14 protein-coding genes are annotated in these 16,284 nt (G+C 66.2%); 9 read left to right on the top strand and 5 right to left on the bottom strand.

Annotated features, from left to right (window positions below; all coding sequences use genetic code 11):
• Nucleotides 1-8: 8 nt before the first annotated feature.
• On the bottom strand, nt 9-1,244 hold the full coding sequence (locus tag JY500_RS06515; protein WP_172203942.1) for an efflux RND transporter periplasmic adaptor subunit: 1,236 nt from the start codon (nt 1,242-1,244) through the stop codon (nt 9-11).
• Nucleotides 1,245-1,594: 350 nt separating this feature from the next.
• Nucleotides 1,595-5,101 carry a DNA polymerase III subunit alpha gene (dnaE, locus tag JY500_RS06510; RefSeq protein WP_206255611.1) on the bottom strand — a complete coding sequence of 1,169 codons (3,507 nt, stop codon included), beginning with the start codon at nt 5,099-5,101 and terminating at the stop codon, nt 1,595-1,597.
• Nucleotides 5,102-5,240: 139 nt separating this feature from the next.
• Here dnaE and JY500_RS06505 point away from each other — a divergent pair, with 139 nt between their 5' ends.
• Genes JY500_RS06505 through JY500_RS06495 form a run of 3 tightly spaced genes read left to right on the top strand, consistent with a single transcriptional unit; the run spans nt 5,241 to nt 7,624 of the window.
• The gene (locus JY500_RS06505; RefSeq protein WP_206255609.1) at nt 5,241-5,699 is read left to right on the top strand and encodes a hypothetical protein; all 459 of its coding nucleotides are present in this window, start codon (nt 5,241-5,243) and stop codon (nt 5,697-5,699) included.
• Nucleotides 5,696-6,439, top strand: a complete 744-nt coding sequence (locus tag JY500_RS06500; RefSeq protein ID WP_206255608.1) for a hypothetical protein — start codon at nt 5,696-5,698, stop codon at nt 6,437-6,439. The genes JY500_RS06505 and JY500_RS06500 overlap by 4 nt, the downstream gene beginning before the upstream one ends.
• Before the next feature lie 42 nt (nt 6,440-6,481).
• The gene (locus tag JY500_RS06495; protein WP_206255606.1) at nt 6,482-7,624 is read left to right on the top strand and encodes an alpha/beta hydrolase; all 1,143 of its coding nucleotides are present in this window, start codon (nt 6,482-6,484) and stop codon (nt 7,622-7,624) included.
• A gap of 3 nt (nt 7,625-7,627) precedes the next feature.
• Here JY500_RS06495 and JY500_RS06490 read toward each other — a convergent pair whose 3' ends face one another.
• Nucleotides 7,628-8,149 (bottom strand): YbjN domain-containing protein, encoded by a 522-nt coding sequence (locus JY500_RS06490; RefSeq protein ID WP_206255604.1) that lies wholly within the window; start codon nt 8,147-8,149, stop codon nt 7,628-7,630.
• 223 nt (nt 8,150-8,372) lie between these two features.
• Between JY500_RS06490 and JY500_RS06485 the strand changes: the two genes are divergently transcribed.
• From JY500_RS06485 to JY500_RS06475, 3 genes are all read left to right on the top strand, one after another.
• Nucleotides 8,373-8,786 (top strand): hypothetical protein, encoded by a 414-nt coding sequence (locus JY500_RS06485; protein ID WP_206255602.1) that lies wholly within the window; start codon nt 8,373-8,375, stop codon nt 8,784-8,786.
• Between the two features lie 54 nt (nt 8,787-8,840).
• Nucleotides 8,841-9,269, top strand: coding sequence for a hypothetical protein (locus JY500_RS06480; protein ID WP_206255601.1), 429 nt, complete (start codon nt 8,841-8,843; stop codon nt 9,267-9,269).
• Nucleotides 9,270-9,330: 61 nt separating this feature from the next.
• Complete coding sequence (locus tag JY500_RS06475) at nt 9,331-12,393, top strand: CHAT domain-containing protein (RefSeq protein ID WP_206255598.1); 3,063 nt, start codon at nt 9,331-9,333, stop codon at nt 12,391-12,393.
• Nucleotides 12,394-12,408: 15 nt separating this feature from the next.
• Here JY500_RS06475 and JY500_RS06470 read toward each other — a convergent pair whose 3' ends face one another.
• Entirely contained in the window at nt 12,409-12,732 is a 324-nt protein-coding gene (locus JY500_RS06470) for a hypothetical protein (RefSeq protein WP_172203960.1), read from the bottom strand.
• Between the two features lie 116 nt (nt 12,733-12,848).
• Nucleotides 12,849-14,054 (bottom strand): sodium/glutamate symporter, encoded by a 1,206-nt coding sequence (gene gltS, locus JY500_RS06465; RefSeq protein ID WP_206255597.1) that lies wholly within the window; start codon nt 14,052-14,054, stop codon nt 12,849-12,851.
• Nucleotides 14,055-14,220: 166 nt separating this feature from the next.
• Here gltS and JY500_RS06460 point away from each other — a divergent pair, with 166 nt between their 5' ends.
• From JY500_RS06460 to JY500_RS06450, 3 genes are all read left to right on the top strand, one after another.
• Nucleotides 14,221-14,901: an SDR family oxidoreductase gene (locus JY500_RS06460; protein ID WP_206255595.1), complete on the top strand. Its 681-nt coding sequence runs from the start codon at nt 14,221-14,223 to the stop codon at nt 14,899-14,901.
• 101 nt (nt 14,902-15,002) lie between these two features.
• Nucleotides 15,003-15,608, top strand: a complete 606-nt coding sequence (locus JY500_RS06455; protein WP_206255593.1) for a hypothetical protein — start codon at nt 15,003-15,005, stop codon at nt 15,606-15,608.
• A 192-nt stretch (nt 15,609-15,800) separates the two neighbouring features.
• Nucleotides 15,801-16,172 (top strand): hypothetical protein, encoded by a 372-nt coding sequence (locus JY500_RS06450; protein ID WP_206255591.1) that lies wholly within the window; start codon nt 15,801-15,803, stop codon nt 16,170-16,172.
• The last annotated feature ends 112 nt before the right edge of the window (nt 16,173-16,284 follow it).

Genomic DNA, 16,284 nt, shown 5'->3' with positions numbered 1-16,284 from the left:
GCGCTCCCTTACTTCGCAGCCGCCGCAGATTGCTCGGTTTGCGGCATCAGCACCGGGTCGACGTCCGCCTTGAAGGGTTCAAGCGTTTTCACGACCTTCACCGGCACATCCGGCCGAAGCTTCATGCCGCCGTCCACCACCAGGTTGTCGCCCGCCTTGAGGCCGGCGGAGACGACCCAGTTGTCACCCTGCATGGACGCCAGCTGCAGCGGTCGCACCTGCGCCTTGCCCGCCGCATCGACCACGAAAGCAAGGTTGCCCTGCGCCGTCTGCAACACCGCGCGCTGCGGCACCACGATGCCGTTGAGGCGATAGGCGCCGTGGAGGCGCACCCTGACAAACTGCCCGGGGCGCAGCGTGCCCTTCGTATTCGGCAACTCGGCACGCGCCAGGAAGGTACCCGTCTCCTGACTGAAGGACGCATCGGTAAAGGTGAGCCGGCCGGTTTCCTCGAAGCGCGAACCATCGGCCAACACCACTTCAACGCGGAAGTCCCCTTCTTTCGGCGCCCGCACCACCCCCTTCTTCACCATGTCACCGAAACTCAACTGCTGATTCTCGGAGATGCTGAAGTTCACCCGCATCGGCGACAGGGCCGCGACATAGGTCAGCAGGCTGTTTTGCGGATCGAGGTAAGTGCCCTCCGCGACTTTGGCGAAACTCGCCAGCCCGGACACCGGCGAGTGAATGCCGGTATAGGAAAGATTCAACTCCGCCGTGATCACGGCTGCCTTGGCGGCCTCAACGCCGGCCGCCGCGGCACGGTAGTTGCCGATCGCGTCGTCGCGGTCCTTCTGGCTCACCGCGTTCTTCTCGGCCAGCGGTTCGATGCGTTTGCGGTTGGCCTCCGCCGTCACCAAGCGCGCCTCTTCCTGCGCCAGCTGTGCTTTCGCCACCTGCAACTGCGCCTCGAAGGGCTTGCGGTCAAGCTGGAAGAGCGGCTGCCCCTCCTTCACCATTGCCCCTTCGCGATATAGCCGCTTCTCAAGGAAGCCGCTCACCCGCGCGCGAATCTCCACCTGTCGGGAGCTTTCCGTCTGGCCGACGAACTCGGGCACGATCGGCACATCCTGCACCACCACCGGCTGCACTGTGACCTCAGGCGCCGAGCCGGCCTGTGGTGCCTGGTTACCCTTTCCGCATCCCGCGAGCGCCAGAAGCAGCGCGCACATCAGCGTGGAGGTCAGCGGGGAGCGGAGGGTGCGAAGCGATGCACCAGCGGAGCGAACAGACTGCGGTGACATGGAAGGTCCTCATTCACGCAAACGGAACGAGCCCCCATTGCTTCGAAGCCCGAATCCGGATCAGACGGATGGGTCATGCTGGGCTGCCGCAGTGCGCAGCCGGACTGGATTGGCTTGCCCCGGGGCATGAAAAGCCCCCTCGGGCGTCGCAGGTTGAAACGCTAATCCAGGTCAAACCCGCCGCGCAACCTCGACAGGCGCGCTTGCGTCAATTCCACTGCAGAAAAGTGGTTTTCGTCGCCAGAGAACAGGCTGGCAAGCGGTTGAGCGGCTGCATGCCTGCGGGGCGCGGGGCGCGGCGGCTGTGCGGCGCCACCGCCGCGGCGGCCGAGGCGGTCGAATTGGCGCGTCTAGTTGTAGATGATTTCGACCGCTTCCGGGCTCAGCCAGTCGCGCAGGTTTTCGAGCAGCGGCTCCTCAAGCCGCACCCGCCAGCCCTGGCCAAAGGGCAGATCGGCCTCTGCCACCGTGTTGCGGTAGCGCAGGCGGATCGGGCAACCGGTCACGCCCTCGCCCTGCGCACGGTATTGCGCCAGCAGGGTTTCGAGCCGCTCTGCGGCCGCTCGCGGACCGCCGCTCGCCGCCACCTCGCCGTTGATCGACAGCTTCAGCGTGCGGGCGAAACGCGCGCGCGCCTCACCCAACGTCATCAACTTGTCGGCGATGATGCGCAGGCCGCCGGTGAAATCATCGTGGCTGACCTTGGCTTCGACGATCAGCACTTCGTCCTGCACGATGCGGCCCTTGTTGGCCTCCAGCACCTCAGCAAACACCGACACTTCAAGCTGCGCGGTGCCGTCATCAAGCTGCACGAAGCACATCTTGCCGCGGTTGCCAATCTTGATGCGCTGGCCGGACACCACACCGGCAAAGACCTGCGGCTCCTTCTGCGGCTCCAGCCGCGCCAGCGGTTTGCGGATGAAGCGCGCAACTTCGGCCTTGAAGGCGTTGTAGGGGTGACCGGAGAGGAAGAAGCCGATCGCGGTCTTCTCCTCCATCAACTGTTCGCGCTCCTTCCAGGGGCGCGCTTCGACGTACTGGATCGCCTGCGATTCGGCGTGCTCCGGCGCATCGAACAACCCCACCTGGGCGGCGTTCGCGGCGGCCTGCTCGGCCGCTTCCATGGCGATGCCGACCGACGCGATCAGGCGCGCACGGTGGGTATCCAGGGTATCGAAAGCGCCGGCACGGATCAGCGCTTCGACCACGCGACGATTCACTGCACGGCGGTCCACCCGCTTGCAGAAGTCGAACAGATTCTTGAACGGACCGCCCTCTTTGCGTGCCGCGAGGATTGCGTTCACCGCCGGCTCACCGACGCCCTTCACGCCCCCCAGACCGTAGCGAATCGTCTTCGCGTCGGTCGGCTCGAAGCGGTAGTTCGAGGCATTCACGTCGGGCGGCAGCACCTTGATGCCGTTGGCCACGGTGTCTTCGAAGAAGATCTTCACCGTGTCGGTGTTGTCCATATCCGCCGACATGGTGGCGGCCATGAAGGCCGCGCAATGGTGGGCCTTGAGCCATGCGGTGTGATAGGTGACGACTGCATACGCGGCGGTGTGCGACTTGTTGAAGCCGTACTCCGCGAACTTGGTCATCAGGTCGAACAGGCGCTCGGCCAGCTCCGGGTCGTAGCCCTGTTTCTTCGCGCCCTCCGCGATGGTCTCGCGGTGCTTGGCCATTTCCTCGGGCTTCTTCTTGCCCATTGCCCGGCGCAGCATGTCCGCACCACCAAGGGTGTATCCCCCGATGATCTGCGAGATCTGCATCACCTGTTCCTGATACACGATCACGCCGTAGGTCGGCGACAGACAGCCTTCAAGGGCCGGGTGGTAGTAGTCGATCGCCTGCTGGCCTTTTTTCCGCAGGATGAAGTCGTCCACCATGCCGGAGCCCAGCGGGCCCGGGCGATAGAGCGCCAACACAGCGATGATGTCTTCGAAACGGTCCGGCCCGAGCTTCTTCAGAAGCTTCTTCATGCCGTCCGATTCCACCTGGAAGATCGCGGTGGTGTTCGCGTCTTTCAGGATCTGGTAGGCCGCCGGGTCGGTGAAACCCAGCGACATCAGGTCGATCTTCTCGCCCGTCAGGCGCTCGACGTATTCGAGCGCGAGCTTGATGATGGTGAGGTTTCGCAGGCCGAGGAAGTCGAACTTCACCAGGCCGACCTGCTCGACGTCGTCCTTGTCGTACTGCGACACCGGCGTGGCGTCTTCACCGTCGGCGATGTAGAGCGGGCAGAAGTCGGTCAGCTTGCCCGGCGCGATCAGCACGCCCCCGGCGTGCATGCCAACACCGCGCGTCATGCCTTCGAGCGGCAGTGCAAGCTCCCACAGCTCGCGGATGGATTCGCCGTCGCCCGGGTCGTCCATCATCTCGCGGATCGAGGGTTCCTGCTCCAGCGCTTCTTCGAGCGACACCGGCTTGTTCTGCACCACCGGAATCGCCTTCGACAGCCGGTCGCACAAGCCATACGGCAGATCGAGCACGCGGCCGACGTCGCGTACCACCGCTTTCGAGGCCATGGTGCCAAAGGTGGCGATCTGGCTCACGGCATCCTTGCCATAGCGCTCGCGCACATACTCGATCACGCGGTAGCGGTTGTCCTGGCAGAAGTCGATGTCGAAGTCGGGCATCGACACCCGCTCGGGGTTGAGGAAGCGCTCGAACAGCAGCGCGTACGCCGTCGGGTCGATGTCGGTGATCTTCAGCGAATACGCGACCAGCGAGCCGGCACCGGAACCCCGCCCCGGCCCCACCGGCACGCCGTTGTTCTTGCCCCACTGGATGAAGTCCGCAACGATGAGGAAGTAGCCCGGGAAACCCATCTGGATGATGGTGTCGGTCTCGAACTTGAGCCGCGCCTCGTAGCGCGGGCGCTCGCGTTCGCGGTCGTCTTCGTTCGGGTAGAGCTCGCGCAGACGGTCTTCGAGGCCCTTCTTGGCTTCCGCGACGAGGAAGTCGTCGAGCGTCATGCCCTCGGGCGTGGGGAATTGCGGCAGGAAGTTCTTGCCCAGCGTGATCGTCAGCGAACAGCGGCGCGCAATCTCGACCGAGTTTTCAAGCGCCTCGGGCATGTCCGCGAAGAGCTCGGCCATCTCGGCCTGTGTCTTGAAATACTGTTCCTCGGTGAAGTTCTTCGGACGGCGGGTATCGGCCAGCACATAGCCTTGCGCGATGCACACGCGCGCCTCGTGCGCCTTGAAGTCTTCCCGCTTGAGGAACTGGATCGGGTGCGTTGCAACCACCGGCAAGTCCAGCTCGGCGGCCAGCGCGGCCGCCTGCCGGATGTAGCTCTCGGTGCCCGGGTGGCCGGCGCGCTGCACCTCTACGTAGAAGCTGTCCGGGAACAGCCGCGACCAGTCGCCCAGCAGGCGGCGGGCAGACTCGATGTTGCCGGCGGCAATCGCAGCCCCTACATCACCCAGCATGGCGCCTGAGAGGCAGATCAGGCCCGATGCGGCGCCGTTCTCGAACCACTCCTTGCGCATTTCGGCGCGGCCGCGGTGCTGGTTGTCGAGAAAAGCCTTGGTCACCAGTTCGCACAACTGGCCGTAGCCGGCGCGGTGCTTGCAGATCAGCATCACGCGGAAGGGCTTTTCGCGATCCGCGTCGTTGGTGATCCACGCATCCACCGCCGCCACCGGCTTGATGCCGGCGCTGCGACAGCCCTTGTAGTGCTTGACCATGCCGAACAGGTTGGCCAGGTCAGAAATGCCCAGGGCCGGCATGCCATCGGCCGCGGCGGCCTTGATGGCGTCGTCGATCCGCACGATACCGTCCTCGATCGAGAACTCGGTATGCATGCGCAGGTGAACAAAGGCGGGCTGGTGCGGGGCGGGTGCGGCAGAAGTCATCCCGCGATTTTACCTGTGCCGGCGAATCAATCCTTCACATTCCCGCCATGCGTGTAGCGCTGCCGCGCGCACCACCCTTACGTTACATTCTCGGCTTCGTCCAAGCGCCAGCCCCGGCCGAAAAGAACAGGAACCCGACATGACGACCGCCCCGACACGCCGCCACGCCCTGCGCTGCCTGGTCCTGACCGCCGCCTTTGTCGCCGCCGCAGAGGCCCGCGCGCTCGATCTGATCACGCCCGAAGAAGCGGCCCGCCCGCCTGCCGAGATCCCGACGATGCGCGGCATCACGCGTGGCCCGAGCGTTACGCAAGTCTCGCCCGCACCGGATGCAAAGGCGCTGGCGACACCGCTGAAACTGAAGATTGCGTTCAAAGCCCGCGGCGGCGCAAAGATCGATCCAAAGACGGTGGAGATGACCTACCTCAGCACGCCGCCGGTGGATCTGCTGCCGCGCGCACGCGCCGGTCTGAGCGCCGAAGGCATCGAACTCGCCGATGTACGCATGCCGCCCGGCCTGCACCCGATCCGGCTGCGCGTGTCGGACAACGAAGGCCGCGAAACCGAAACCCTGCTGAAGCTGGATATCGCGAAATGAAGTGCCCCTACTGCGTTAGCGAAATCGACGCCGCTGCGCTCGCCTGCCCGCACTGCACCCGCGACCTCTACCTCTTCAAGCCATTGCTCGAACGCATTGGCGCGCTGGAGGCTGCACTGGCCGAACAGAAGCTGCGCCTTGATGCGGTGGCGCCCACAGCAGACGCACCGGACGACGATGTCGCGAGCGAAACCAACGGCTGGTGGCCCTGGATCGCGCCGCTGGTGCTCCTGCTGGTCGCCCATTTCACGATCACGGTGTGGCTCGACCTGCCCACGCTCTGGCTACGCGTAGCGTCGCTGTTCATCCCGCTGCCGTTCGGCTACTTCGCGCTGCGTGACAGCAAGCGCCGCTTCGGCCCGGTTTTGGCCGGTGCGGCTGCGATGGCGCTGCTCGCAGTGCTGCTGATGAGCGCGGTGATCGCGCTGATCGACCACACACCGGTGCTGCCAGCCAACTGGCGCGAATGGCAGGAATTCCTGCAGTACGCCACCAGCATCACGATGAGCTTCGCGACCGGCATGATCATCGGCCGCCAGCGCGGCACCCTCAAGCGCAGTGAGCTGCGCCAGCATGCGATGCTGATCAAGGCCGCGGGGGTGATCAGCAGCGGCAACCTGAATCCGGAACGCTTGCATGGCCAGGTCGAAGCGTTGCAAAAGCTGATGGCCGCCGCGATGGCTGCCGGCACCACACTCGCCTCGATCGCAACCGGCTTGAAAGACGTGGCGGGCGGCTGAGCGCCGCCGCCTCCGATTGATCTCGACACACACTGAAGCCCGATGCCGCAGACCTACGCCCGCAACCTGCTCCAGACCCTTGCCCTGGCCGGCCTGACCTTGCTGGCCGCCTGTGAAACCACCCAGGTCCAGCCGCCAACACCCGACGACACGCAGGTGATGCGCGGCAAGGAACCAAACTACAAGCGTGTGCAGGTGCACTTCGGCACCAACCGGGCTGCGGGCGATGGCAGCACGCCGGCACAGGCCTTCGGCACCACCTATTCGGACACGGTCAGCTACGGCAGCGCCGAAGTCAGCATCCCGCGCGACCATCGCATGGGCGAGCTGGAAGGCCCCAACCCCTGGCTGCTGGAATTCCGCCAGGACCCGGAAAAGCACGTCGTGCTGCTATCGGTGAAACCGATGGACCGCAAGCGCTTCCTCGACGAGATCGCAAGCGAGATCGACGAAGCCGGCTCACGCCACGCGCTGGTGTTCGTGCACGGCTACAACACCGGCTTTGAAGACGCCGCCCGCCGTACCGCGCAGATCAGCTACGACATTGGCTTCCAGGGCGTACCGCTGTTCTACAGCTGGCCCTCGCAGAATTCGCTGCTCGGCTATGGCGAGGACGAGCGCTCGGTGGCGAAGAGCCAGCCGCTGATGCGCGACTTCTTCCGCGACCTGGCCGAGCGCCTCGATGCCGAGACCATCTATGTGCTGGCCCACAGCATGGGCACCCGCGCCACCGCGGGCGCCCTGGCCGAGCTGTTCACCGAAAAGCCCGAACTGCGCAGCCGCTTCCGCCAGATCATGCTGATGGCGCCGGACATCGATGCCGACGTCTTCCGGACGCAGATCGCGCCCGCGCTGGTGCAGCCGGACAACCGCCTCACGCTCTACGCCTCGTCCAACGACATTGCGCTGAAAGCGTCGAAGGCGGTGCACCAGGCTGCGCGGCTGGGCGCAGCCGACCCGCTGGTGCTGATGCCCGGCATGGATTCGATCGACGCCAGCGACGTCGCGACCGACCTGCTGGGCCATTCCTACTACGCCGATGGCGACTCGGTCGTTGCGGACCTGGTGGAAGTGATCGCCGACAAGGGCCCGGCGGAACAACGCACCTGGCTGGAGCCTCGGCGCAGCGAGGTGGGCCGCTTCTTCCGCTTCAAGCCGGTTGTGCACCCGGCGCCGGCGCAGTAGCGATCAGGCGATCAAGTCCTCACTGTCGCACTCGCGCAAGCCGTTGCGAGCAACCAGCGCGAAGCGGCGCAGGCTGTTGACGATGTGAAAGGCGGGCAGCCCGCGCTGATAGAGCAGGCAGTAATCGGCGTAGAGCATGTCGTCGTCCACCACCGAAAAGCGCACCAGGATCAGCGAGGCGTTCAGGCGATTGGCAAGGCGCAGGCGCGCTTCGTGGTCGCTGGAATCGCGGAAGCGGTAGAGCGTGCGCATCACGAGAATCTTGCGATCGGTGTCGATCATCACCCGCACATGCGCGGATTCGGTTTCCACCACAAGCGAATCGGCATCGATCTCGAAGCTCAGCATCACGCGGCGGAACAGCGCGATCAGCGTGCCGAGCTCGAACTGATCTTCATGGATAAAGTCGCTCTCGGTGTTCCACGGGGCTGCGGGCAAGGACACAGCGGGCACCGGGGCGGCCGGCGTTGGCCCAGCCGCCGCGCCACCAAGGCCGCGCTTGAGCACGTCGAAGAGTTTGAACATTCTGCCGCCTCCCATTCGCAATAACCGCCGCAGCGGTCCATAAGGGGTTGGACGCATTTTCCCGCGAAAAGATCAGGGCCGCCCGTCGCACGACAAGCGGCCCACGAGGACGGATTTCACGCTTGCCCGGCGGAATCGCGCTGGCCGCCTGCCCCACATCCGGCGATCTGGCCTCGCGCTCGGGCAGAATCTGAGCGTCATACCTCCGCCCCCAATGAACGCCATGTTCCGCCCGTTTACCGCCTTCGCCTGCTTGAGTGGGCTTATCCTCGCCGCGGCAATTGCCTTTGCATTGCTCCAGTTCGGCACCGCCGTCGAGGCGCATCCGATCGGCGCCACGCAAATCGCGCTCGTCATCGCCTTCGCGCTGGCCACACAGATCGGCCTCTTCCTCGCGCCCGGCACGCTGGCCGATCCGAACGCTCGCGGCTGGCTGATCATGCTGCTGTGTGCGGCCTGGATGCTGGTGTTCGGCCATCTCACACTGGGCGGCCTCGGGCTCGGCGGCGGGCGTATGCGAAGTGCGACGCAGCTCGCGGTCACCAGTTTCGGCATGCTGGCCAACGCCTTCGTGCTCGTGCGCCTGATCCTCGCTGCAGCCGAAAAAGCCCGCGCACGGGCGTCCGACACCGCCTGACATCCGGCGCCGGCCATCGTCCCATCGCCAAGCCCACTGAGCGATGGACACCCGATGCCGACACCCCGCTTCCAACCCGACGACTGGCGAGCCGCACTCGCCACCGGCCGTATCGCGTTCCGGCTGACGCAGGACGCCACCTGCGTCACCGAAGGCCTGCTGCGCGAACCTGCACAATTGGATGTCCGCGTCGCGATCGCCACCCTCGACACCCGTACCGAGGCGCATATCGGCGGCGAATTCCTGCACTTCATCGCAAGCGGCCGGCGCAGCGCCACCTACCAGTGCCACGCCCATCGCACGATCGAGAAGTTCGGCCAGGCGATCCAGTTCTCCGCGCCATTCACGCTCCAACTCGCATGGATCGATCCCGCCTCGGCGGCGGCGCTTCACGCGCGCCGCGACCTGTTCGACTGGCAAAAGCTGACCGGCGCACGCGCAGTGCTTCGCCACTGGCGCGCCAAGCTGTGCCCTCGCCACTGACGCCCTGCCGCAAGCGGCGGGGTGCGGGCATACTCGCGTCGTCACGCACCGGCCCAACACGATGAAGTCACGCCCCCTGCTCCATGCGCTGTGTGTCGGCGCGCTCACGCTGGCCCAAGCGGTGCTCGCAAGTGACACCTTGCCGCACATTCCGCTCGCGTCGGCCACACAGGCACAGGGCGATTTGCCGCGGTTGCTGCGCGACGCGCTGACCGATTACGAAGCCGTGCTGCCGGATGCACATTCGATGCGCTGGCTCGAAGCCAACGGCAAGAACGAGCTCGTACCGCACTACTGGAGCGAGCGGGCGCACGCCTTTGAAATCGCCTGCGCCGCCCAGCGCGACGCCTGCGGCCCGCTGCTCGCCGCTCAGATCAAGGCGATGGACCGCGCGCTGCGCGAAGCCGGTGACGCCGCCTATTCGCTGGTCGGCGCGGCAACGCAGAGCGCGATCTCCGATCTGTGCATGCAAAGTCCGCCCGATAGCAGCTTTGCAGTCTGCGGACTGTCGCAGCGCGCGCACCATGCTGCGGCACTGTGGGCCCAGCTCGGGCGCGATGCGCCCTTCGTGCACTACTACAACCGCTATCAGGGCCAACGCACCCAGTATCTCGGCTGGCTGCAAAGCCGCGGCGAGAAGCCCTCGGCATCCACCCAGGCGGATCTGCCCGAACTGCCCGCCTGGATGTCGGCGCGCTACTTCGAAGCCACCTCGGCGCTGGACGGCGCCCGCGACGGCTGGCTCAGCGCGATCGTCGCGACCATGAAGACGCCCGACGCGCCCTTCCCGCTGGTCGCCGCGAGCTACATGGCGCGCTTGTCGTGGCGTTTGAATGATGGCGGCGCTGGCCGTGCATGGGACGCAATGATCGCCGCGCAGCCAGCGCAGAACAGTTGCCCGGCCCGCAGCGAACTGCTGCGCATCGATATCGCCCGCCTGCATGCGGAGGGCGGCAACGCCGCCGACACGAACAAACGGCTGCGCGCGCTGATCGCCGACAACTGCCCCTACACGCAAGCGCTGTTCGAATTCGCGAGTGACAGTCTGCAAGCCCCAGCGCCAGACGATGCCGCGCTCGCCGCGCTGCGCCAGACGCTCGCGCTCGGCATCGGAAGCTGCGACGCCTCCGGCCAGTGCTTGCGCCATCGCCTTGAACAACTGCGGCAGCTGCTCGCGCTCACCGGCACGGATGCAGGCGGGATCGCCACCGTTGGCAAAGCGCAGCAGCAGCGCTTCGACCAGCCGGAACACACGATGCTGGAGCCCGATCTGCAGATGGCCTGGGCCACCGCGATGACGTTGATCCGCACCCCGACGCTCAAATCGCAGGGCTTCACGCTGCTCAGTGCCCTGCAGCAGCGCTTGCTGATCGCCGCTGGCGCCGACCGCCAAGCCTCCGTCACCACACAGGCCAACTACAACCGCTTCGACGCCCTGCACCGTACCGTCGCCCGCGTATCGACCGAGCTGGGCATCGCGTTGCCGATCTCACAAGTGGAAGGCCTGCGCGCACAGACGCTGCTGCGCCGCCTGCGGCTGGAGAGTCTCTCGCGCCAACTCAGCGGCGTACACGATGCACAGGCCGATGCCGACTACGCTGTGCAGCTTGAGCAGGCGCAGCTGTGCCGCAACACGATGGCCTCGCTTGGCCGGCCGCTGGAGGCAGACTGGCGTTACACCGTGCTGCGGCTGGCCGCGCCGTGGTGCGAGCAACTGGTGTCGCTGGCCGACTTGCGGCGCCTCGAAACGCTCGCGACACGCAAGCTCTACGGCAACGACAAGGAGAAGGCCTGGCTCGGCTCGCTCGGTATCGGCGCCCTCAACACGCTGGACGCCTCAACGCAGAATCCGTTGCTCAAAACAGAAACCGACTCGCTCGGCGCGGACGAGGCCTACCTGAGCTGGCTGCAGGTCCCTGGCGGGTATGTCGCAAGCCTCGCTTTCGCCAAGGCGGACACACAGTACAGCCCGCAAACGCACAGCCTGCAAAGCCGCTTTGTGCCGCTGAGCGCAACGCAGGAAGCCACCGTGGCGCTGTACCGCGAACTGCTGATGGCGGGCAGCGCCACCAGCCGCGGCGCACGCCGGGCCGACGCGCTGCCGGATGCAGGCGATGGCCTGCGTTTGAAGGGCATGCCGGTCTGGCGCATGGCAGACGGCAGCTACATCGCGCAAACCACGGCGCCGGCCGGCGGCGTGCGCGCACAGTCGTTGAAGGAGATCGGGCAAGCGCTGTATGCGCTGTTGCTGGCGCCGATGCAGGCCGAATGGGGTGGCGCGAAACGCCTGACGATCAGCCCCGACGGCCCGCTCGCCTTCCTGCCCTTCGAAACCCTGTGGGCGGGCGATCGACAGGTGCTCGAGATGATCGACGTCGCCTATGTGCAATCGCTTGCGGTGCATGCAGAGCTGAGCCGCCGCGCGGCGCAATCGCGTGCCGCCCAACCGGCGCTGCTGTCGGTTGCCGACCCCGACTACGCGCGCCCGGTGGGCGATGAAGGCGCCCTGCCGGCCTGGATGGCCGCGCTGCGCTGGAATCCACTGCCGGGCACGCGGCGCGAAGCCGACGCACTGGCGCCACTGTTCAGCACATCGAGAACATTGCGCGGCAGCGATGCCTCGCGCAAGCGCTTCCTCGGCATGGATGCAAAGGGCGAGATCCGCGACTTCCGCGTGCTGCACTTCGCCACACACGGCTTCGCCGACAACCAGCGCAGCGCACTGGTGCTATCCACCCAGCAAGGCATGCAGCAGGCCTACCTGCTCGACAGTGACATCGCAACGCTGCGGCTGAAGTCCGATCTGGTGCTGCTCTCAGCCTGCGACACCGGGCTCGGCCGTAGCCAGTCCGGCGAGGGCGTGATGGGCCTGCCCTACGCCTTCATGCTGGCCGGCAACACCAACACCGTGATGTCGCTATGGCCGGTAGATGACGCCGGCGCCGCGCTGTTCATGCCCACGTTCATGAAGCACGCGCGTGAGGGGCTGGACCTCGTCGCCGCGCTCAACGCAACCAAGCGTGAATTCGCTGCCGGCACGCACGGCGAGCGCAATCGCGACCCGCGCATCTGGGCCGCCTTCGTGCAGTACGGCGTGCCCCTGGCGCTCGCCGGCACGCGCTGAGCCAGCACACACCGCTCAGGGCATACCCGGCAACACATACACCGGCCGCGGTGGAATCGGTACCGGCACCCAGGCACAGCGGTTCTGCCACGTCACCGGATCCCAGTACCAGCTGTTGCAGGCCGGCGGCGTGTAGTCGTACGCACGACGCCGGGCCTCGCGCCGTTCCAGCCGATCGGCCTCGGCGCGGTAGCGGCGGGTCTCGTATTCCTTGCGGGCATAGCACGCCTCGTCGAGCCCGCGCTTGGCGTCGTAGCAGTAATCAAAGTTGTCAGCCTGCGCGGCGCTCGCCGCAAGCAGCAGGATGGCGGAAATGATGCGAACGGGCGGGTGGCACATGGGCGCGGCATTCCTTGCTGGTGTTGGAATACCGCTTGGACGCAGCGCCGCCGGCGACGTCAGGTTGGCACGCGTCCGCGCTGCCCTTGGGCAACGCGGCCGGCGCCCAAGGCGTGTCAGCGGATCAGATCCACGACCAGCAGAAAGCCCTTGATCACCAGCGCGTTGGCGATGTCGATGAAGAAGGCGCCCACCATTGGCACGATCAGAAACGCCACCTGCGAAGGGCCGAAGCGATCAGTCACCGCCTGCATGTTGGCAATCGCGGTCGGGGTCGCGCCCAGGCCGAATCCGCAATGCCCAGCCGCGACCACGGCCGCGTCGTAATTGCGCCCCATGACCCGGAAGGTGACGAAGATCGCGTAGGCCGCCATCAGCGCCGCCTGGGTGAGCAGGATCACCAGCATCGGCAAGGCCAGCGCAGAGAGCTCCCACAGGCGCAGCGACATCAGCGCCATGGCCAGGAACAGCGCCAGCGCAACGTTGCCCAGCACCGACACCGCGCGCTCGAAGACCTGGTAGAGCCCGAGTGCCGCCAGGCCGTTGCGCAGGATCACGCCGACAAACAGGGTGCACACGAACACCGGCAACTCGAAGGCCGTGCCCTTGAGCACGCCGGCAATCGCATGCCCGCCCATCAGGCAGCAGGCGATCAGGGCCAGCGTTTCGATCATCGCGGGCGCGGTGATCAAACGCACCGTATCCGGCGCTTCGAACGCGGTCGGCGAAGCGTCCCCCGCCCCGCGCTGGCCGGGCAAGCGAAGACCCGCAGTCAGGTAGCGCGCAACCGGCCCGCCCAGCAAACCACCCAGCACCAGCCCGAAGGTGGCGCAGGCCATCGCCAGTTCGGTCATCGAAGCCAAGCCGTAGCGTTCGGCAAACACGGCGCCCCATGCCGCCCCGGTGCCGTGACCGCCCGAAAGGGTGATCGACCCTGCCAGCAGCCCGATCAGCGGATCGAGCCCCAACAGCGTCGCCAGCCCCATCCCAAGCAGGTTCTGCAGCGCCAGCAAGCCGAGCACCACACCGAGCAGCACCAAGAGCCGGCGGCCGCCGTGGCGCAGGCTCGCCAGATCGGCGTTAAGCCCGATGCAGGCAAAGAAGGTCAGCATCATCGGCGCCTGGAGCCCGGTATCGAATCGCATCTGGAAACCGGTGGTGGCGTGCGCCGCGAGCAATGCCAGCGCCACCAGCAGGCCGCCCGCCACCGGTTCGGGAATCGTGTAGGTCTTGAGTACGGCGATCCTCCCCACCAACAGGCGGCCGGTGAGCAAGACCAGCGAGGCCGCGACCAGGGTTCCGTAGATATCGAGCTGCACCATGCGTGATCCTCGCCGGGCGGTGTGGTGGTCATAGAAGCGGCGTGATCGTAACGGCTGCACGCCGCCGCTGGATAGCCTGCTTCGCAAGCGGTATGCGTCGCAGGCACGGCCGCCCTGCGCCACGAGCCTGCGCTAAAGTGCCCACGACTGACAGGGAGGCCAAACCATGTCCCGTATGCTCGAAGGCAAGCGCATTCTCGTCACCCAGGCTGGCGACTTCATGGGGCCGGCGTTGTGTGATGCGCTCACCGCGCAAGGCGCCATCGTTGTCGCCAGCGAACCGGCGCTCGTCGCACCCGATGCCGCAAGTGAAGTCGTCGCCGCCGCGGGCCCTGTGGATGTGCTGGTCGCCAATCTCGCGATTGCGGCGCCGACGACACCGGCGGTCGATGTCGGCGACGACGAGTGGCGCAGCACCTTCGCCGCCCTGGTCGACCCGTTGCCGCGGCTGGTTCGCGCGGTGGTGCCGGGCATGCTGGCGCGTGGCGGCGGCAAGATCCTCGTCATGGGCAGCGCCTCCGCGCTGCGCGGCATGCGCCGGGCTTCCACCTACAGCGCGGCGCGGGGCGCGCAGCTCGCCTATGTGCAAGCGATCGGTGTTGAATTGGCGCCGCGCAACATCCAGGTCAACGCCATCGCACAGAACTTCGTCGACAACCCGACCTACTTCCCGCCAGCCGTCCAGCAAGACCCGCGCTTCCAGGACCGGCTCAAACGTGAAGTGCCGCTGGGCCGCCTGGTCAGCGCCAGCGAAGACGCAGCCTTCGCCGCCTACCTATGCAGCGACGCCGCCGACTGCTTCATCGGCCAAGTCTTCCCGGTGTGCGGCGGTTGGGCGATTCGCTGACGGTTACGCACCCTCGGCGCCACCGTGCAACGCCACCGTGCAACGCCATCGCCACCCGAGCGCGGGCGATATAGTGGCGCCTTTAAGCCACCACCAGCCCGATGCATAACTTAGCGCTGACCCTGGGTCTGCTGGCCCTGCTGATCGCCGCCGTGCTTGGCGCAGCCTTCGCGTGCAGGCAGACGCTCGTCGCGCGGGATCTCGCGGCCGCTTGGCGATACCTGTCTTGGGACGACGCCAGCCTCACAGAGCTTCGCACCCGCCTTGCGCCGCGCAGTAGCATCACGCGCCTTTGGAAAGGCGGACCATCGCTGCGCGCCGTGGACGACGCAATTGCCATGAAGCGCGAGTTCGCCCGACGCATCGCCGGCGACCGCAGCGACTTTCACGCCGCTGGCGAACTCGAGGTAAGGCTGCTCGCGTTGGACGTGCACGGCATGCACTACGCGCTGGCGCCAATCTGCACCGGCCGCCTCGACCTGGAAGCGCTGCACCGCTCCGGGCGCCTGCGTTGCATCTCTGATCCGGTTCGCGGCCACACTGCATTTGCCGCAGTGATGACACGCGAGACCCTGCGGCACTTCATGCTGCCGGAGAACGACCCCTGGTTCGCACCGACCTTCCGCTGGTATTCGGGGCTGCCGACCTCAGTGGCTTTCGTACTGGCTCACCTGGTGCCGGCGGATCACCCTCGTGCCGAGCACTGAGGCGCAAAAGGCCTTGCACCGTCGACCGCGCCAGCGGCGCCGTGCGTTTGGATACCGATGGCGTGTTACGTACGCAATTGCCTGCGCGCATTGACACGCCCCGCCACGGCAGCAGAATGGGCCTGAAACCGGCAACCCAACGAGAGGAAGATCGACCGTATGAAGGGCTTTCGAATACATGGATCCATCGCCATGCATCGCCACGACCAGATTCTGTATTCCGAGATTGACGGCCCCTGGAATCTCGAGCTGATCGAACACTACCGCGAACGCGCAACGAAAATGGCTTGCGAACTCGCGGCCCAAGGGGCGTGGGCGGCGATCATCGAGATCCGCGGCGAAGCGATCTGTCCCCTCGATGCGCTGGAGGCGATCCGTCAGGGTGTTCATGCTTTTGCTGCACAAGGCCGCATCTGCACCGCCTATGTCATCGCACCCGATGTGAAGGGTGCCGCGATCTCGGCGCCGATATGGCGAGGCATCTACGCTGGTGTGATGCCCTTTGAGATCTTCGAAACACGCGAAGCGGCGATGGCTTGGTCCCTCAAGCACCTCGCTGGCTGAAGGCCCGTTTGGCTGAAAGCACCGCAGCCCGTCGCTTGGCTTGAATGCAATGAAGCCTAATTGCTCGCCTGCTCGGCCAGCGTAGTGCGGGTTAGCCAAACGCGTAACCCGC

Source organism: Niveibacterium microcysteis, assembly GCF_017161445.1.
GTDB classification, from domain to species: domain Bacteria; phylum Pseudomonadota; class Gammaproteobacteria; order Burkholderiales; family Rhodocyclaceae; genus Niveibacterium; species Niveibacterium microcysteis.
This window is presented reverse-complemented; position numbering and strand designations above follow the sequence as displayed.